The 18,900-nt window shown below is 43.3% G+C and carries 15 protein-coding genes and 1 pseudogene; 3 read left to right on the top strand and 13 right to left on the bottom strand.

What is annotated here, in order from left to right; translation table 11 throughout:
• Positions 1-120: 120 nt before the first annotated feature.
• Together OHT75_RS07455 and OHT75_RS07450 are read left to right on the top strand one after the other, a co-directional pair.
• Positions 121-1,770 carry an electron transfer flavoprotein-ubiquinone oxidoreductase gene (locus tag OHT75_RS07455; protein WP_264725866.1) on the top strand — a complete coding sequence of 550 codons (1,650 nt, stop codon included), beginning with the start codon at positions 121-123 and terminating at the stop codon, positions 1,768-1,770.
• A gap of 138 nt (positions 1,771-1,908) precedes the next feature.
• Positions 1,909-3,828, top strand: a complete 1,920-nt coding sequence (locus OHT75_RS07450; RefSeq protein WP_264725865.1) for a methyl-accepting chemotaxis protein — start codon at positions 1,909-1,911, stop codon at positions 3,826-3,828.
• 75 nt (positions 3,829-3,903) lie between these two features.
• On the opposite strand, the gene OHT75_RS07445 is transcribed toward OHT75_RS07450, so the two are convergent.
• From OHT75_RS07445 to OHT75_RS07410, 8 genes and pseudogenes are all read right to left on the bottom strand, one after another.
• Positions 3,904-4,275 (bottom strand): DUF4870 domain-containing protein, encoded by a 372-nt coding sequence (locus tag OHT75_RS07445; protein ID WP_264725864.1) that lies wholly within the window; start codon positions 4,273-4,275, stop codon positions 3,904-3,906.
• Positions 4,276-4,296: 21 nt separating this feature from the next.
• On the bottom strand, positions 4,297-4,986 hold the full coding sequence (locus tag OHT75_RS07440; RefSeq protein ID WP_264725863.1) for an MOSC domain-containing protein: 690 nt from the start codon (positions 4,984-4,986) through the stop codon (positions 4,297-4,299).
• A 221-nt stretch (positions 4,987-5,207) separates the two neighbouring features.
• Positions 5,208-6,053: a PfkB family carbohydrate kinase gene (locus OHT75_RS07435; RefSeq protein ID WP_264725862.1), complete on the bottom strand. Its 846-nt coding sequence runs from the start codon at positions 6,051-6,053 to the stop codon at positions 5,208-5,210.
• A gap of 100 nt (positions 6,054-6,153) precedes the next feature.
• On the bottom strand, positions 6,154-7,491 hold the full coding sequence (locus tag OHT75_RS07430) for a coproporphyrinogen III oxidase family protein (RefSeq protein ID WP_264725861.1): 1,338 nt from the start codon (positions 7,489-7,491) through the stop codon (positions 6,154-6,156).
• 342 nt (positions 7,492-7,833) lie between these two features.
• Positions 7,834-8,001, bottom strand: a pseudogene (locus tag OHT75_RS07425) (type II toxin-antitoxin system Phd/YefM family antitoxin); the annotation flags it as partial.
• Between the two features lie 236 nt (positions 8,002-8,237).
• On the bottom strand, positions 8,238-9,059 hold the full coding sequence (locus OHT75_RS07420) for a DUF2971 domain-containing protein (RefSeq protein WP_264725860.1): 822 nt from the start codon (positions 9,057-9,059) through the stop codon (positions 8,238-8,240).
• A 53-nt stretch (positions 9,060-9,112) separates the two neighbouring features.
• Positions 9,113-9,424, bottom strand: a complete 312-nt coding sequence (yqfB, locus tag OHT75_RS07415; RefSeq protein WP_264725859.1) for a N(4)-acetylcytidine aminohydrolase — start codon at positions 9,422-9,424, stop codon at positions 9,113-9,115.
• Between the two features lie 19 nt (positions 9,425-9,443).
• On the bottom strand, positions 9,444-10,313 hold the full coding sequence (locus tag OHT75_RS07410; protein WP_264725858.1) for an AraC family transcriptional regulator: 870 nt from the start codon (positions 10,311-10,313) through the stop codon (positions 9,444-9,446).
• 269 nt (positions 10,314-10,582) lie between these two features.
• Here OHT75_RS07410 and OHT75_RS07405 point away from each other — a divergent pair, with 269 nt between their 5' ends.
• The gene (locus OHT75_RS07405; RefSeq protein WP_264725857.1) at positions 10,583-11,746 is read left to right on the top strand and encodes an iron-containing alcohol dehydrogenase; all 1,164 of its coding nucleotides are present in this window, start codon (positions 10,583-10,585) and stop codon (positions 11,744-11,746) included.
• 210 nt (positions 11,747-11,956) lie between these two features.
• Here OHT75_RS07405 and OHT75_RS07400 read toward each other — a convergent pair whose 3' ends face one another.
• From OHT75_RS07400 to OHT75_RS07380, 5 genes are all read right to left on the bottom strand, one after another.
• Positions 11,957-12,883 carry a hypothetical protein gene (locus OHT75_RS07400; RefSeq protein WP_264725856.1) on the bottom strand — a complete coding sequence of 309 codons (927 nt, stop codon included), beginning with the start codon at positions 12,881-12,883 and terminating at the stop codon, positions 11,957-11,959.
• A gap of 226 nt (positions 12,884-13,109) precedes the next feature.
• Positions 13,110-13,979 (bottom strand): EamA family transporter, encoded by an 870-nt coding sequence (locus OHT75_RS07395; protein ID WP_264725855.1) that lies wholly within the window; start codon positions 13,977-13,979, stop codon positions 13,110-13,112.
• A 395-nt stretch (positions 13,980-14,374) separates the two neighbouring features.
• Positions 14,375-15,352 carry a formate dehydrogenase subunit gamma gene (locus OHT75_RS07390; protein ID WP_264725854.1) on the bottom strand — a complete coding sequence of 326 codons (978 nt, stop codon included), beginning with the start codon at positions 15,350-15,352 and terminating at the stop codon, positions 14,375-14,377.
• 78 nt (positions 15,353-15,430) lie between these two features.
• Entirely contained in the window at positions 15,431-16,000 is a 570-nt protein-coding gene (gene fdh3B, locus OHT75_RS07385) for a formate dehydrogenase FDH3 subunit beta (protein WP_261299806.1), read from the bottom strand.
• Between the two features lie 29 nt (positions 16,001-16,029).
• Entirely contained in the window at positions 16,030-18,885 is a 2,856-nt protein-coding gene (locus OHT75_RS07380; RefSeq protein WP_264725853.1) for a molybdopterin-dependent oxidoreductase, read from the bottom strand.
• Between the last annotated feature and the right edge of the window lie 15 nt (positions 18,886-18,900).

The following is an 18,900-nucleotide window of genomic DNA, read 5'->3' as shown; positions in this document are numbered from 1 at the left end:
TTGAAATACTGGGCTACTGGATAAATTTGCGGTAAGGTTAGTAAAAAGATAAAACGATCGTTTATACGGCGTAATAAAAACAAAAAAACCCGACAAAACGGGTAATTGAAAGGTGATAAGATGGAACGCGAATCAATGGAGTTCGACGTAGTAATCGTCGGCGCTGGTCCTGCAGGATTAGCAACCGCATGTCGTCTAATGCAAATATCAAAAGATGCAGACAAAGAGATCACCGTCTGTGTGGTGGAAAAAGGTTCTGAAGTCGGCGCACATATTCTTTCAGGTGCGGTATTTCAAGCTGATGTGTTAGATGAGCTATTTGATGATTGGCGCGATGCTGACTCGCCAGTAAAAACCAAAGTCACCCACGATGACATTTATTTATTCAATTCAGACACCCAATCACGCTTAATTCCCAATAGTTTAGTCCCCAAAACCATGCACAATAATGGTAATTACATTATTAGCGTGGGTAATTTAGCCCGTTGGTTAGCCGAACGGGCCGAAGCCATGGGCGTGGAAATCTTTCCCGGCTTTGCTGCTAGCGAATTACTGTTTAATGATGACAACAGCGTCAAAGGCATTTTAATCGGCGACATGGGCGTGGGTGAAGACGGTCAACCTAAAGACAGTTACATGCCTGGCATGGAACTTCATGCAAAATATACCGTTTTTTCAGAGGGCTGCCGAGGCCACCTAGGCAAGCAACTTATTGAAAAATATCATTTAGACAATGGCAAAACCCCGCAACATTACGGCTTAGGTTTTAAAGAAATATGGAAAATCCCAGCAGAGCAACATCAACAAGGTAAGGTGGTGCATACGGGGGGTTGGCCGTTAAACAATGGCGCCTCTGGAGGCGGCTTTTTGTATCACATGGAAGACAACCAGGTCGCGGTGGGATTAATTGTTGACTTAAACTACAAAAACCCACATTTAAGTCCATTTGATGAATTTCAACGCTACAAAACCCATCCAGTCATAGCGCAGTATTTAACTGGCGGCGAACGTTTATCCTATGGTGCCAGAGCCATTGCTAAAGGCGGTTTAAACTCATTACCTAAAATGAGCTTTCCTGGCGGGCTGATTATTGGCTGTAATGCCGGTACATTAAACTTTGCCAAAATTAAAGGTACACACACGGCAATCAAAAGTGGCATAATTGCCGCGAAAACCTTAGGTGAAGGCTTAATTGCCGGCTTAACTGGGGGTAAAGATTTAGATTGCTTCCAAACCCGTTTTGAAGAAAGCTGGTTACATGAAGAATTATATCAATCGCGCAATTTTGGCCCCGCATTGCATAAGTTTGGTACCTTAATCGGTGGCGCATTTAACTTTATTGATCAAAACTGGTTTGGCGGTAAGTTCCCTGTGACATTCAGAGATGAAACCCCAGATTATGCCAATATGGGATTCGCTAGCGACTACAGCAAAATTGACTACCCAAAACCGGATGGAAAACTCAGTTTCGATAAGCTTTCATCGGTATATTTATCAAGTACCTATCATGAAGAAAATCAACCTTGTCATTTACGTTTAAAAGACAAGAGCGTGCCGATTGCCATCAACCTCGTCAAGTTCGATGAGCCAGCACAACGATATTGCCCTGCTGGCGTGTATGAAGTGGTTGAAGAAGCTGGCAATAAAAAGTTTGTTATCAATGGTCAAAACTGTATTCACTGTAAGACCTGCGACATTAAAGATCCAAGCCAAAATATTACCTGGGTAACCCCTGAAGGTGGTGGTGGCCCTAACTATCCAAACATGTAATCTTGTTGGGTAGTTGGCATTAACCATAATAATAAACGCACAATAATTTGTGCGTTTTTTTCGTCTAATAGGCTAAGCTTATTTAAGTTTTTGCCTCTCTGACCGATAAAGATTAATTACAGCAACAAGGCGTATTACATGAACTTTTTTAGTCAATTAACCATTAAGCAAAAAATACTGCTTACCGTCACACTGGCGGTACTGCTTTCAACCGTTTTAGTCGGAGTGCTAAGTCAGCGCAGCGCAAAAAATGTGGTTGAAGAGCGTATGTTAACGTCTGAAATGCCCAGTATCTTACTGCAGATCCGTAACAAGATTGATTTGGATATCAGCTCATTAATGAACGCAGCTGAGCAACTAGCCAACAGCCGAATGTTACTCAATTGGTTAGAGCAAGGTCGCCCAGCAAGTGAAGAAACTGCTGTCGTGGCTCAGTTAAATGATATCGCCACCCAATATGATCTCGCACAAGCATCTTACGCCGACCGTCAAACTGCCGCCTATTACACTCAAGATGGTTTTTTACGAGTACTCACACCGCAGCAAGATGGTTGGTTTTTTGATTATCGCGACAGCCGTCAAGAAAAAATGCTCAATGTATTTACTGAAAGTAACGGCGAAGTAAAACTGTTTATTAATTACCAGCAGCCAAACGGCCGAGGCTTAGTTGGACTGGCTAAATCATTGGATGACATGGTTAACCTGCTAGCGTCTTTCAAAATTGAAGACACAGGGTTTGTTTACCTTGTCGATGCAGACGGTCAGGTCAAGCTACACCAAGATAAAAACCAAATGGGTAAAAAAGGCTTGAGCCAACTTTATCCAAATGTGAACGTTCAGCAGCTGTTGAATAAAAATGACTTCAACCTCATTAAAGCTGATGCTGATGGTAAACACATGCTTATTGCCAGCAGTTATATACCATCAATGGATTGGTATTTAGTGGCTCAAGTGCCTGAAGCTGAAGTGTTCGCACTATTAGAAGAGTCGTCATATCAAATTCTCATTTCAACCATCATAATTGCGGCGTTATTTATTGCCATCGCCATTGCTGTTGCTGGCTCAGTCAGCCGCCCTATCGCCCAAGTGGCTGAGCTATTTCGCAATATTGGTGAAGGTGAAGGTGATTTACGTCAACGCTTACCTGTTAATGGTGAAGATGAAATCGCCCAGCTTGCGCGCGGATTTAACAGTTTTATCAGTAAAATCCAAGACTCTGTTATTGAAGTAGCCCAAACCAGTGAACAATTAGGCAAATCGGCAATAGATGTCTCTAACCAAGCACACCAAACATTAGAAGACAGCCATTTGCAAAAAGACCGCACTGTGATGGTGGTGACGGCGATTAATGAAATGGGCGCAACGGTGAATGAAATCGCCAGCAATGCCGCACAGGCCGCGGTTACCGCTCGTGAGGCGGATACAGAGTCGTTAGAGGGACAACAGGTTGTTACCCGTGCGCGTAATACCATTAACCAGCTATCTAATGACGTTGAACAAGTCGGCGAAGTGATTGAATCTTTAGCCACACACACTAAATCGATTGGCAGCATTTTAGATGTGATCCGCGCGATTTCGGAACAAACCAACTTACTTGCGTTAAATGCCGCCATTGAAGCTGCGCGAGCTGGTGAAGCTGGTCGGGGTTTCGCAGTTGTTGCCGATGAAGTCAGAAACCTCGCATCACGCACCGCAGCATCAACCAACGAAGTGCAAAGTATGATTGATAAGTTGCAAGCAGAAGCCAGCCGAGCGGTCAGTGCAATGGAACAGTCGCGTAACCGTTCTCGTGAGGGTGTGCAAGCCGTTGATGAAGCGAGTAATTCACTTAGCGGTATTAGTCAGCAAATTGCCTCTATCAGTGACATGAATATTCAAGTTGCTGCGGCAACGGAAGAGCAGTCAACGGTTGTAGAAGATATTAACCGTAACGTCACCGAAATTAACGACATCACTCAACGTACAGCACAAACGGCGCAAGCCGCTGCTCAAGCCAGTAAAGCATTGAATCAACTAGCTAATCGCCTAGATACGTTAGTGGCACGCTTTAAAGTATAGTGCCAGCCATTAAAGACAAAAATGCCGCAAACTGATATCAGTTTACGGCATTTTTTATTCGCTTAAACGGAACGTTTATTTAAAAAACTTAATTGCTAATGGGTATTGATATGCCACGCCTTCGGTCGCTTTTATAATCGCGATAATCGTGCAAATGATGTCTAACAATGCCAAAGCGCCAAGCAAAATAAAGCCGATACCCACAAACATTAACACCGCTGAAATACACACATAAATAAACAAACTGATTTTAAAATTGAGGCAGTTTTTTCCACATTGATTGGCAAACTCAAACTCATCACGCTTCATCAACCACACAATTAATGGCCCTAAAATGCTGCCCAAAGGTATCATATACCCTGCAAAACTGGATGCATGCACCAACACGCCCATATCGCGCGCTTGTTTTTGATTATTTGACTGATGAGTGGATTGTAAATCTTCCATGAAATGTCCTTATCGTAATAATTAAGCTTTACCATACAGCCGCATCTGCCAATCTTCAATCGCGTGATCACTGATACGACGAGACAATGAATTTACCCAAGATTGAGCTAATCCCGAACATTGTAATAAACGTTGGTATTGTTCAGCATTAAATTCAGGCAAAAAATAGATGTGCATGGCTTCAGCGACACTGATATCTGAAACGCGATCGACACGATAAATTGCATCATCGCAACCAATATTACCCTCTGATAATACTCGATAAAACCAGCCACACATTTTACTTTTTTGCATTGCCAGCGCAAATTCAGGATGACCGAATTGTAGATTAAGTTTAAAACACGGTGAACGTGGCTGAGTCACCTGTAAGGTCACATCACCAATTTGCATAATATCACCAATATTAACCTGTGATTCGTTCAAGCCAACGGTACTGATATTCTCCCCCATCGCTGGAGCATCTTTAAACGATGCCATCATGTCCCAACGCCGGTACTGGCCATAATGCTCACGCGGAAAATGGTGTAAAACTCTATCTAAGCCGCCATGATGCTTAGGGTCTGCCTCTGCATTACCCACTAGATGATCAAAATGCACTGCCAGTTTTTGCACGGCATGTTTTTGATTAATACAGCTGGCGACACCACTGTGCATTTGCACTTGATCGCCCACATAAAGTGCCGATATTTTATTGACGATGCGATTTTTCACTCAGTACATCCTTGAACAAGATCTGCTTTAAATCATCAAAGTACCTAAAAAATCATCAAAAAAAAAGCCTCACCAATAAATGGTAAGGCAGAATATAGAAAATGGGGAGTTCAGGCTCAACATGCATAGAGTCAGAACAAAAACGCTTAAGACTGTAAAGCGCCAATTAACGCTTCAACAGTGAACACTCTACCCCAATTTTGTGACAATCCAGTGACAAGTTAACCAGCCAGATAGTTTTTTAATTTATCTCCAGGAACCGAACTCGGCGTCGCAACAGCAAATGCCGCCCAGCGTGCGCCCTCTGTCATGGCATCAGTAATACTGGCGCCGCCACATAAGCCATGTATAACCCCAGCGGCATAATTGTCCCCTGCACCTGTGGTATCAACCACATCAGCAGACATAGCGGGAACATGTTGATAACCTGATTGCTGGTATACTTTAGCGCCATTTTCGCCATCGGTTACAATAAAATACCGTAAATGCTCGCCGCTAATAGATTGCGCAAATGCCCACAAATCCTGCCCGCAACGGCCTTGCATGTCGGTAATGGACGCAATTAAAACATGGCAAGGTCTTGGTCGCTCATCTTTAGCTAACTGTGCAACCACTAACGTTTTTGACTGCGTCATGGCCGCAAGCGCCCAAGTATCGGCGCCGATTGCGGATGTATTGATATAAAAAGCATCCCAATTAGCCCAGTTTGGTTGCTTGTCTAAGGTAAAAACGGGACGTTGTGGCCGAATAATGGTGCGTTCTCCATCTGGGGTCATCACCAGTAACATTTCACAGGTATTTCCCTTAAAACGTTGCACCATTCGACAATCTAATCCTTGGGTACTGGCCTGCGCGACAATCCAATCGCCAATTTCATCGGTGCCTACTTGACTCACAAGCGAGACATTATGCTGCGCCCAAACCAAACCCAACCCCGTATTCGCCCCGCCGCCGCCAAGCCGTAAACCACCATCTTGATAATGAAAGCGGCCCCCCGTTTGCAAGGGTTTATCCAACCTAAGAATACGGTCACAATTGATGTTTGCCAGTAATAAAATATTAGCCATAAAAAAAACACAATTACTTAATTGAGATAATTCAAGAGTACCCTTTATAAAAAAAACGGCAACCTAAGTTACCGTTAATTTTGTCGTCCAATACACAAAACTACGTATCTAATTCGGTTAATGGCTTGCGCAGTTGGGCTCTGACATTATCCATCCCTGAGTAAAACTCTTTCATCATCAATAGCCCCATCATTTTGCCGTTATCGGTTACGATTAAGCGGTCTGGATGCGCAGGGTCATTCTTGATAGCGCCAATGGCTTTCATCGAGCTCATTTCTTTAAACAGTGCGGTATCTAGGTTCACCCCAAATTCATCACGGAAATATTTACGTGATAATCGGCCAGAAAACATACCTAACAGAAAACGATATTGCATCACTTCCTTTTTGTGGTAAAACTTTTGCTGCTCTACCGCCATACGGCCTTGGGCTATGCGCTCTTGGTATTTTTTCAATGAGAAAGTATTCACATACAAGGTGTCATTTAAGAAGCTGAATGATCCAGAGCCTACACCTAAGTATTCATCATGATCAATGACGTACTCGTCAAATCCCTCATTATTGGTTTTACCAAACGCCCAGGCTGACAATTGGGTATATTGCCCCGTCAATTTGTTCAAAATTTGACGATATTGATTAATCATTTCACCATGGGGTGCTGCCAGTGTGCCCTTTACACTTTTACGGGTTTGATGAGTGATCATCAACGGATAGGTGGTAATTTGCCTTGGGTCTAACCGTGATGCCATTTCAAGATCCGACTGAATAATGTCATCGGTTTGGCCACGAAAACCAAAAATCAAATCCACGTTAATAATAGGAAACAACTCTTTTGCCGCCATAATGCGGTCAAAAGTTTGCTGGCCTGTGCCAAATTTATCTAAACGGTCAGTCATTTTTAAGATGCCGTCATCAAAGCTTTGAACCCCAATCGACATTCTGTCCACTAAGCCTTTCAATTGTTTAAACTCAGGGTTAGCTAAATGCTGTGGGTCTGACTCACACGAGACTTCTTTAATATCGGGGAACAAGGTTTTGGCATGTTCAATCGTTCGCGCAAGCTCATCTTCTAATACCGTGGTTGTACCGCCGCCAATGTACATAGAGTCAAACTGATAACCTAAATCTTTGGCCATCTGCATTTCTTTACGCAGTGCAACAAAGTACTCACGCGCTTTATCTTCACGGAATAAAAAACGATGAAAAGTACAAAATGAACACAGGGTATGACAAAACGGAATGTGCGCATAAAGCATGTACTTGCGCCCTTCCACCGGCTTAGGCATGCGGTCGGTTGAAATGGTGTCTAGGCGCAGGTTTTTATCAACGTAATACTGCATGACCTTTTCCATTGAACTGACCATCCAGTTTGGCACGGTAATATTAGATTGATAAGGCGTAATCAACGCATCGGATGTTGATTGAATAATAGAAGACATAGAAATCCTAGTGAGCAAAGCTTGAAAGCAAAATCATTGATTACAAAGCAGTAAAAAACATATCCCGTAGGCGGAACCTGAAAGTACCACTTTAGATATAGATAAAATGTGAAGTAGGCAACGCTATGTAAACCAAAGGGTAAACTAACAGGATTTTTAATGCTTATTTGTTAAGCAGGTCATGTTTTAGTAACGATTAATATATTCAACAATCGAAGCTACATCGCAAAATCCCCATCCCTCACAGGCCAAGCTAACAGGCCTTTCCCGATAGCCTCAATGCAAATAAAGCATGATTATTTATTGAGTAACTCAATCGATAACGTTTTTGTAGCCTCAATGCCTGAGATAAGTCGGGGTCTCCATAAGGCTGTTGTAATAGTCTAAAGACATTACCACTGCATCTTCAGAATCACGACGTGTAATAATTGTTGTATCGGCGTCATTAACGACACCATCCAAAACAGCTTTAAGACCATTTCTCGCTTCAGTAAAAGATACGATTCTCATAAGAGTCTCCACATGTACAGGAGCCAACCTTATGCGTAAGCACTTCTGTGACACGCTGCAAGTACGTCCCTGTAAGCTCAACGATGGCATCCATGCCATCGACGGTCACAGCCGCGCTTACACCTAATAATTTACATCTTCGATTAGGCTTGCTCAGCCCCACTAATTTCGATATTTACACTATAAAGGTATCACTCAGGCTTGTTCCACACTTGGGACAAGAACGCGGCTTATCTTTATTCGTTAGCTTTGTTGATTGATTTTTCTGCTATTAATTGCCATGAGTGTACATCAGGCTGACATTGTAATAATTTTAAATCTTTGCGTCCCCATGAAAGAAGGATCTCTTTAAGTTCATCATCGGAGAAATCGTTCTTTTTAGTTACATTTTTATATATATGCCGTCCTAAATATATTTCCTTAACAGCATTTTCAGGTATATCCAAACAATACAATGGACGCCCTGCTACCGAGATTTTATTCCAAGCGTTACTGCGCCCCTTACCGACATGGTAGCTAAACGGTAGAGCGGATATATCCTTAACAACTCGAATTTCTTCTTCGTAGCTCCATTCAATAGATTTGTACAAAAATGCCCTTTTGACTAAATTAAAGGCATCAATGTTAAATTTGATGCCATTTCCTATACTCATCAATTCTTCACTACTTAAAGTAGACAAATTTTTATGTGGCTTAGTTGCCGAATAGACGATTTCTCCATACTGACAGGGTATGACGCATGCATCTTCATCAGTAAATCCAGCTAATTTGACATCAAAGCCAATTACTACGCCTTGGTGTTCGTCCCCATAGTGAGCCCACATTAACGAATTCAATGGTTGCCTAGTAAGTGACAGCACACCATAGTTTCTTGAAAAACGATTTTTACAAGCATTTGTAGCCATTGTTGCGGTTACGAATGAGTCACCACACTCATCAAAACCAAAGGCTGTACACTCAAATGGATCATTCAGATCTTCTAAGCAAGAGAAGCCGAGTGATGAGTTTTCAATAACTGAAATAGCAGCTTTAAACGACATATATTTATATAGAATCAACGTTTATCCTCAAAAAACTAACGCCCAAATTTAGTGGGTTCAGATCAACTCTCCTAAACCAGCTCAAATGAAATCATAAACAAGGATTGTTGGTTTGGATAAACCCGTTGGATGATCTGTTTTAGCTCATCCAGAGGCAGGCTTTCTTGCTCGGCATGGAATTCATTAATGTCATCAAACGCCAAAGGCTCAACTGACAAAATAGTAATATCACAAACCTTTTCATGGGTCTCAAGGGTGAATACTTCCACTTGTGTACCGGGTACATAGTGATTTTCTGACGCATCTCGAATGGTAATAGTTTTAGCGCCGCTGGCCACCAGCGGGGTTAAGTATTCAAAGAACGTGATTCTGGTTGGGATCATTATTTTAGCCTTATGTCTGTTATTGGCGCGCACAATCACCGGGGCTTTGGTCGAAGTAACGTTTAAACTCTCGGCTAAATTGTGCGCTGCTTTCATAGCCCACTTGCGTGGCCACATCTTTTACTTTTAACCGCTGGGCTTGAAGTAGCTCTTTCGCGCGCGTTAATCTAATTTTCTTCAAATATTGAATTGGTGAAGAGGCTGTTACCTCTTTAAAGCAGCGATGAAATGCCGATGGACTCATGTTCACCAGCCCCGCTAAGGTATCAACCTCAACTGACTCACCATAATGCCGATGGATATAACTTAACGCCTTCTCGACTCGCGATAAGCGGGTGTGGCTAAGCGATAATGCATACAAAGGTGCGGCATTGGGGCTTTCAAGTAATCGATATAACAGCTCAAGCACTAATGCCTCGCCCATCACCTTAGCTTCAAGTGGCGATTGTAAAGCTTGCAGCAACCTAAACACACTGCAATCCATCTCTTCTGTGGTCGGTACCACAAAATATCCCGATTGACGCGACTCATTCAAATCTTTGGGTATTTGATTATGCTCATCCATCAAGCGAATAATGTGATTCAACTGTACTAAATCAATATCGACCATTAATACCAACACAGGTTCTTCTGGGCTGGCAAAGGTTTCACACTCCACCGGCAATGGCACCGTCATCACTAATGCATTGTGGCTGTCGTAATCAAATGTTTGCTCATCTAAATACAGGCGCTTTTTACCTTGCCCGACAAATAGCATCCCCTGTGAATAACACATAGGTCCACGTGCGCCATATTGCGAGCCTCTAAATACATGCACGCCTTTTAAATGAGTTGGATTCACGCCTTCTGTTGGCGCTAATGCTGCCATTAATGTTGCGATATCTGTCATTGCTACCACTCGTTACACATCATGCGGACAGGTTACCACTAAAGCAGAAAAGTGCATCAAAAATACAGTTTAAATGCCATTTAAAACAAAAATAAGTAGGAATAGGCACAACTACAATAGTTATGTGTCTGTTTATTTTGTGGCAGAGGGTTATGATCGTTACATCAAATTTAATTGTGATGACAAGGCACTTTTCGTCATCACGAAAAAACGCTTAACTTCATGCTCCGTCACGCTGTGGCGGAAGCAACAAATAAGGTGACACATTTATGCTGAACTTTAATTATCGTAACCCTACCCATGTTGTTTTTGGTAAAGACCGTATTGCTGAATTAGACCAACTTGTTCCTGCTAATGCCAAAGTGCTGATCACTTATGGCGGCGGCAGCGTTGTCCGTTTTGGCACCCTAGACAAAGTTAAAGCCGCGCTTGGCAATCGCACTGTGATTGAATTTGGTGGTATTGAAGCTAACCCTAAATACGACACCTTAATGCAAGCTGTTGACGTTGCTCGCAAAGAAAATATCAATTTTTTATTGGCTGTAGGTGGTGGCTCTGTGATGGATGGCACTAAGTTTATTGCCCTCGCCACCCAGTTTGACGGTGATACCACCAGCCTGCTTCATCATGGTTTTGCCCCAGTACCTGTTGCTGATGATAAAGTGATCCCGCTTGGCGTTATCGCTACTTTGCCTGCAACAGGATCAGAAATGAATGCCTTTGCTGTGGTCAGTTATCAGGGTGGCAAGTTCCCTGTAAACCATCCTAATGTTTACCCAACATTTGCCATGCTAGACCCTGAACTGACCTTTAGCTTACCTAAAATTCAAGTGGCTAACGGCGTAGTTGATGCGTTTGTGCATGTACTTGAGCAATACGCGACGTATCCGGTTGATGCCCGAGTTCAAGACCGCACTGCTGAAGGTATTATGCGTACCTTAATCGAAATCGGCCCTATTACAGTAGCGGAGCCGACCAATTATCAAGCGCGCGCTAACTTAATGTGGAGTGCTACATCAGCCTTAAATGGCATGATTGCTGTGGGCGTACCATTTGATTGGACGACCCACATGATAGGTCATGAGTTAACCGCTATCTTTGGCATTGATCATGCGCAAACCTTAGCCGTGTTGTTGCCGTCAGTTTGGCGTGTATTGAAAACTCAAAAACACGCTAAGTTACTGCAATATGCAGAGCGTGTATGGGACATTACCGAAGGCGATGAAAATAGCCGAGTTGAGCAAGCTATTGTAAAAACAGAAGCTTTCTTTCAACAAGTTGGTTTAAAAACCCGTCTACGTGATCATGGTGTTGAGTTATCTCAAATTGATAGCATTATTAGCGCACTTGAAGCCCACGGCATGACAGCATTATCTGAAACCGGCAAAGTGGATTTAGCCATGAGCCGAAAAATTTTAGAAATGTCGTATTAAGGTTCTGCCAAGCACAATTAACAGCTCGTTACAGGTGTAAAGCTGCCAACACAAGACTTAATAACCCAAACTAAGCTTAATGAACAAAGGGGCACGAAAGTGCCCCTTTGTTGTGATAATAAACACTGATTCAGCCATGGGCAAAGTGAGCCCCTAAAAGGAGAAACTGAGGTCGATATCAGTACACCTCTTCATTAAGTTATTAACTAGCTATTGCTGGTATTGCGAGCATAACGCTGCAAAATCACTTTTAGGATTCAGTAAAAAATCTACACCGACAATGGAAGTCATTTGCTGCTCTGAAACTAATGGGTTATTTATCTTAAACAACAAACGCTGATTTAATTTGCTTTGCAGTAAGTATTCACAATGGTATCGATAGAAAAATGGGTCAAATTGACCATTATCAATAATACGTTGCAGCCCGACTTTAATACGGTCTGCTAATCGAGGAGTATTGGGTGAAACGTAAAAGTAGATCGCTAAAGGGATGTGCAACACTAGGTTTTTGTCGACCACTAATTGTGGATAAAACGATTGATTCGCGCCGACCTCGCCATAAGCTTCATTCACCCCTCGACCAAATGTAACAAAACGACCTTTAGATAACATATTAAACAGGTTTTCATAGTGCACACTCTCAACGACCTCAAAACCAGCTTGTTGCATTGCTACCTTAGTTGTCCACTGGCTACCAGACCCTGTAGATAAAGACATTAATTGTTTAAGCGTTTTTACCGAATCTAATTTAGGTACATTATCCTGATTGATGATAAATAACCTAAAACCTTGGATCCCTTTACGTATAGGAATATAAATAGGCAATAATGTGTTATTCCATTCAACATTACTGGCTTCGGCCACAATATTAATCATTTCGCCCTTTTCTAAGGCTTTTAGCTCACGATTTCGACTCATTGATATATCGGCAACGGTCAACGTTGCGTCGCCAAAGTCTGTCTGCGTGGCGTCAATAACTAACTGTAATAACTCTTGGGCATACTGATTTCGAGCATCCTTAGTCGATTCTGGGTGATTGATGATGAAATGATCTGTGGCATGAACCCAAGGCGCACAGACCAATAAAATGACACCGACAAAATACGCACATCTTGCGCGAAAAAATAATTTAACCATTTGTAAAAAGCCCATATGAAAAACTTTTTCACTCACGCGGCATTAATAATTCAACAAAGGACATCACCTAGATGGATGATATTATTGATCTCAATTCGTGCCATTAAGAAACCGTCAAGGTTAAAAAAACCACTCCATATCAGCCAATAAAGGTATCCGCTATCTCTTTCAATCAAGACAACAGCAAATCATTGCAGATAAAATGAGTCTTTTTGAACGTCTAACACTACACGCCCATCTCAACGGCTTTTTTGGGGGTAAAACTACTGCCTAATGAGGCGATGATCACTAGGGCGATGGCTGACCACTGCAACAAGCTTAATTGCTCAGCTAAAATCACCAAACCTGCCAATGCCGCTATCGCGGGCTCAAGACTCATTAACACGCTAAAAGTTTGTGTGGGCATATTCCTTAAGGCAAACATTTCCAATGAATAAGGTAAAGCACTGGATAATATGCCGATCAGTAATCCAAGTGGTAACACTTCCCAACTGATTAACGCTAATCCCTGAGTGACAGCCCCAACCGGTACCAAAACCATGGCGGCAACTGTCATCCCTAAAGCAACAGTAATACCACCCGAGGCTTGTTTTCCTGTGCGTGTACCAAACAGAATATAACCCGCCCAACAAGCGCCAGCGCCCAATGCTAAAATAACCCCTGTCCTATCCAATCCTTGCGCACTAGACATATCAGGCATCAGCAGCAAAATCCCCGCAATGGCACAGGCGACCCAAAATAAATCGGTTTTGCGTTTTGAGCCGAATAACGCCACGGCTAAAGGCCCGGTGAACTCAAGTGCGACGGCAATCCCTAACGGGATCCGCTCGATAGAGAGGTAAAACAGAATATTCATACCACCAAGACACAAGCCGTAGACGATAATACTTCGCCAATCTCGCCCCTGAGGTAAAGCTCGCCACGGACGAAATACCAACCACAGCACTGCGGCAGCAAATCCCAAACGTAATGCGGTGGTGCCCTCAGGGCCAACCAACGGGAAAAGTTGCTTAGCCAAAGAGGCCCCAGATTGTATGGTAACCATCGCCAGTAAAACACTGCCTATCGCGGTTAGCAGTATGCGGTTAACTTGCATTAAAAATTCGCCTAAAAATGATAAGTCTAATGAAAACGAGTATTTTACCTGAATAATTCAAAATCCAAGCGTTATTATTGCCCTGAGTGACAATAGAACCTTAAGTCAGTTAAAAAATGAATCAACAAAACTGAAAGCCAGCATATCCAATAACTAAAAAATGACATTGTACTGATAACAAGGTGAATATAGCCGTGAATAGCAGGCATCTGTTTGGGCTTCAACGCCGCGAGGACTTCCTCTCCCTCGGGATTGTATTGCAATTCAATTTAACCAAGTTAGCGCGGCAAACAGCAATTTGATTTACATTTTTATCCCGAACTGAGGTATAGAGCAAAAACACCTTGCTGGCACGCCAACAAGGTGTTTTATGTTTACCTTAAATAACCTCGACATCAGTCTTTGTATTTTAAGGTGCCGTTTTCTTTGATTTCGTCATACCAAAGGTTGTGATGTTGAGTCGCCCAGTTCTCATCACAGTAACCAGATACCATACACTCCATACCACCTTCAGACATCACTGTTGCCATAAAGATATGCACGATAGAAAATGCTGTGATAATAATTGCGCTTACTGAATGTAATACTAACGCGATTAAACTAATGGTGCGGCTAGGTTCAAACACATTAGGGAATAATAACAGCATACCCGATGCTGAAATCACTAAACCAAATAGCGCGAACGCCCAGAACCACATTTTTTCACCGGCATTAGCAAAGCCTGCATCTGGATGCTTGCCTTTAAATGGGCCAAAGTTAATGTATCCACCCACAACCATCATCCACTTGAGGTCATACATTTTTGGCATTTGGTTTTTCGCCCACAATACCGACATTAATGCCCAACCAATCACAAAGGGGATCGCCATGTAATCGTGAATTAATTTAGCGGCATTGATCATGCTTGCCCACACGCTATCACCGATATATGGCTGGAAGAAAAAACGTCCTGCCAATAAGGTTAAGCCTGTGAGTATGAGCAGTAAACATGGAATAGCGCCTAACCAATGGATACTGACATCAAACTTGGACCAGCGATACACTAACTTTCCTGAAAAACCACCATGTAGTTTTGATATTCCATTAACTTTAATAAACAGAATAAAAATGATGATCATCCCAAATAAAGCGGCCATTAACGCTGGCGCTAATAATTCACTGCGCAATTCAAACACGCGTAAATCATAGGTATTAATCAATTGGTTGTGAGCTTGACCCGTTGATGTTGTCACCCCTTGGGCACCGTCTTTCAACTGCGACCAGATTTGACCTTCAGTTGCGCCTTGCTCAACTTCTGCTGTTGCATTGGCCAATGCCATTACGCTAAAAAACAAGGTAATCGCCACACCCAATGCCATAAGTATTTTTTTCATGCTACATCCTTTTGAGTCACTAGGTGTTTGCAAAGCAAACACCTAGTTGCACATTTGGACTAACGCCACAATTGGGAATTAGCCCCAAATTGCCTTGTTAGACCCACGAGAAGCAACACGCTCACGGAAGATATCCGACACCACGCCAGCATCACCTGCAAGCAGCGCTTTAGTTGCACATAGCTCCGCACACATTGGTAACTTACCTTCGGCGATACGATTTGAACCGTATTGCTTACGCTCAGCATCTGAATGGTTTTCTTCTGGGCCACCGGCGCAGAAAGTACATTTATCCATCTTGCCACGACCGCCAAATACTGACTTTTGTGGGAATTGAGGCGCGCCAAAAGGACATGCATAAAAACAGTAACCACAGCCAATACAGGTGTTTTTATCGTGCAGTACGATGCCATCTTCTGTTTTGTAGAAGCAGTCTGCTGGGCAAACGGCCATACAAGGCGCATCACTACAGTGCATACATGCCACTGAAATAGAGGCCTCACCGGGTACGCCATCGTTAATGGTAACAACGCGACGACGTTGAATACCCCACTCTAATGCAGAGTCGTTTTCGTTCTTACATGCAGTGACACAACCATTACATTCAATGCAGCGCTTGGTATCACATAAAAATTTCATTGTAGCCATGTTGGCATTTCTCCTCGCTTAAACTGCAATTACGCTTTTTCAATCTGACAAAGCGATGCTTTGGTTTCCTGCATCTGCGTGACAGGATCATAACCATAAGTCATTGCAGTGTTTGCTGACTCACCAATAACGTAAGGCACTGTGCCTTCTGGATAATTTGGCGCTAAACTTTCGCCATGCATCTCACCAGCAAAGTGATAAGGCATCCAGGTAACGCCTGGCTTAACCCTTGGTGTCACCATAGCTTTAATCTTAATGCGACCACCCTCGGCGCCTTCTAGCCATACCGTGTCACCATCACGAATACCGCGATCAGCAGCATCTGCTGGGTTAATCTCAACAAACATTTGTTGCTGAAGCTCAGCTAACCAAGGGTTAGAGCGTGACTCTTCACCACCGCCTTCATATTCAACCAAGCGGCCAGACGTGAGTGCTAATGGGTACTTAGCTGCCGTATCTTTTTCTTGAATCGATTTATACAAGGTCGGTAAACGATGCACTTGCATGTCATCATAGGTTGGGTACTTAGCCACTAAGTCACGACGCGGCGTGTATAACGGCTCACGGTGAACAGGCACTTGATCAGGGAATGTCCACACAATACAGCGCGCTTTAGCATTACCGTAAGGAATACAACCATGCTTGATGGCCACTCGCTGAATCCCGCCTGAAATATCAGTTTTCCAGTTTTGACCTTCTGCATACTTTTTCTCTTCAGCGGTTAAATCATCCCACCAGCCAAGTTGCTTTAGCATGTCCGCGGTAAATTCTGGATAACCATCTTCAATTTCGGCACCTTTTGAAAAGCTGCCATCAGCAAGTATGTTTTTACCGTTATATTCCACACCGTAACGAGCACGGAAGTTACCACCCCCGTCTTTAACATGTTTGCTTGTATCGTATAGAATTTGCGTACCTGGGTGCTTCTGTTCTGGGGTACCCCAACATGGCCAAGGTAAACCATAGGTTTCACCTTTGACTTCACCCCCTTCAGCTTCAAGAGTTTTGTTACTGAACAGCCCCCAGTTTTGGGTGTGTTGCTTAATACGCTCAGGGCTTTGACCTGACATACCGATAGTCCACATACCGCGGTTAATTTCGCGAGTAATGTCTTCAATCACTAACATGTCATTTGCGTCTTTTGCGATACGCTTGGTGTACTCTTTATCAAAGCCAAGCTTTTGCGATAAACGGTACATGATTTCTAGGTCGGTTTTCGATTCAAATAACGGCTCGATCACCTTTTCACGCCATTGCTGACTACGGCCAGAGTTAGATACAGAACCTTCAGTTTCAAACTGAGTGGCAGCAGGCAGTAAATAAACCCCGTTTTGACGACGGTGCATCACACCGGCCATTGTTGGGAAAGGATCGACAACCACAACCGTATCCATTTTATCTAGTGCATCACGTACATCTGATTGACGGGTTTCGGTGTTAACCGACTGTCCCCAGAAGAAGCCCATACGTACACGGTCTTTTTGTGCAAGCTTTTCAGGCGTTTCTAACACACCATCATGCCAACGAGAACAAGGAATACCAGGGGTATTCATAGGCACACGGCCAAGATATTCATTTTGGTCAAAGCGTGATTTAACCCAATTGATATCAAGGCTCCACACGTTGGTCCAATGGTCCCATGCGCCTGAAGTTAAACCGTAATAACCGGGTAAGTTATCAAATAATAACCCTAAGTCAGTTGCACCTTGAACGTTATCGTGACCACGGAAGATGTTAGTACCGCCACCCGATACCCCCATGTTGCCTAAGGCTAATTGCAAGATACAGTAGGCACGCGTGTTGGCGTTACCGACGTGATGCTGAGTCCCACCCATACACCACACCACAGTACCAGGACGGTTATCTGCCATTAACTTAGCAGCTTGATAAACTTCTTCTTCACTACAGCCTGTAATGTCTGCCACTTCTTTGGGCGGGAACTTTTTCACTTCTTCACGGATGCTTTCCATTTCGAAAACACGTTCTTTAATGAAGGTTTTATCTTCCCAACCATTTTCAAAAATGTGCCACAACATACCGTAAATGAATGGAATATCGGTACCAGGACGTAGGCCGCAATGGAGATCTGCGTGCGCGGCGGTGCGAGAGAAACGAGGGTCAACAACAATAATTTTGGCGTTGTTCTTCTCTTTCGCGATTAAAATGTGCTGCATCGCCACCGGATGGGCTTCTGCAGGGTTAGCCCCAATAAAGAAAATCGCATTGGCATTTTGAATATCGTTAAAAGAGTTAGTTTGCGCACCGTAGCCCCAAGTGTTAGCAACACCGGCTACCGTGGTAGAGTGACAAATACGTGCCGAATGGTCGACGTTGTTAGTGCCCCACATGGCCGCAAATTTACGGTACATGTAGCAGCCTTCATTAGAAAACTTTGCACTACCCATAAAGTAAATTGAATCAGGGCCTGACTCTTCGCGGATTGCCATCATCTTGTCGCCTACTTCGTTAAAAGCTTGCTCCCAAGAGAGTTTTTTCCACTTACCGTCTACCAGTTTCATTGGGTATTTTAGACGTTTTTCACCGTGGCCATGCTCACGTAACGCAGCACCTTTAGCACAATGTCCACCAGCATTAAATGGATGGTCAAATGCAGGCTCTTGACCTGTCCACACGCCATTTTGTACTTCAGCATATAAACCACATCCCACAGCACATGCACTACAAACCGTACGCTTGATTTCAATCGGTGCATTGTGGGGAACATCTTTGGCTTCAGCACGGCGCATCATACCCGCACCTAACATTGATGCTGCGGCGATACTGCCTGTAGTCACACCCATTTGCTTCATAAATTGGCGACGATTAATGCCAAGCTTTGATGAGTCTGCTGTAGGGGCGATAGTTGACTTACGAGTTAATTTCATCGATTACTTGCTCCT

Origin of the sequence: Shewanella subflava (assembly GCF_025971955.1) — a bacterium.
In the GTDB taxonomy this organism is placed as follows: Bacteria; Pseudomonadota; Gammaproteobacteria; order Enterobacterales; family Shewanellaceae; genus Shewanella; species Shewanella subflava.
The sequence above is the reverse complement of the archived record's forward strand: the minus strand, read 5'-3'. Positions and strand labels throughout refer to the sequence as shown.

Coding starts and splice junctions, on each gene's coding strand:
- OHT75_RS07400 (WP_264725856.1), bottom strand. CDS start 12,883: ATGGTTAAATTATTTTTTCGCGCAAGATGTGCGTATTTTGTCGGTGTC.
- OHT75_RS07435 (WP_264725862.1), bottom strand. CDS start 6,053: ATGGCTAATATTTTATTACTGGCAAACATCAATTGTGACCGTATTCTT.
- OHT75_RS07450 (WP_264725865.1), top strand. CDS start 1,909: ATGAACTTTTTTAGTCAATTAACCATTAAGCAAAAAATACTGCTTACC.
- OHT75_RS07445 (WP_264725864.1), bottom strand. CDS start 4,275: ATGGAAGATTTACAATCCACTCATCAGTCAAATAATCAAAAACAAGCG.
- OHT75_RS07430 (WP_264725861.1), bottom strand. CDS start 7,491: ATGTCTTCTATTATTCAATCAACATCCGATGCGTTGATTACGCCTTAT.
- yqfB (WP_264725859.1), bottom strand. CDS start 9,424: ATGATCCCAACCAGAATCACGTTCTTTGAATACTTAACCCCGCTGGTG.
- OHT75_RS07410 (WP_264725858.1), bottom strand. CDS start 10,313: ATGACAGATATCGCAACATTAATGGCAGCATTAGCGCCAACAGAAGGC.
- OHT75_RS07405 (WP_264725857.1), top strand. CDS start 10,583: ATGCTGAACTTTAATTATCGTAACCCTACCCATGTTGTTTTTGGTAAA.
- OHT75_RS07380 (WP_264725853.1), bottom strand. CDS start 18,885: ATGAAATTAACTCGTAAGTCAACTATCGCCCCTACAGCAGACTCATCA.
- OHT75_RS07395 (WP_264725855.1), bottom strand. CDS start 13,979: ATGCAAGTTAACCGCATACTGCTAACCGCGATAGGCAGTGTTTTACTG.
- fdh3B (WP_261299806.1), bottom strand. CDS start 16,000: ATGGCTACAATGAAATTTTTATGTGATACCAAGCGCTGCATTGAATGT.
- OHT75_RS07455 (WP_264725866.1), top strand. CDS start 121: ATGGAACGCGAATCAATGGAGTTCGACGTAGTAATCGTCGGCGCTGGT.
- OHT75_RS07390 (WP_264725854.1), bottom strand. CDS start 15,352: ATGAAAAAAATACTTATGGCATTGGGTGTGGCGATTACCTTGTTTTTT.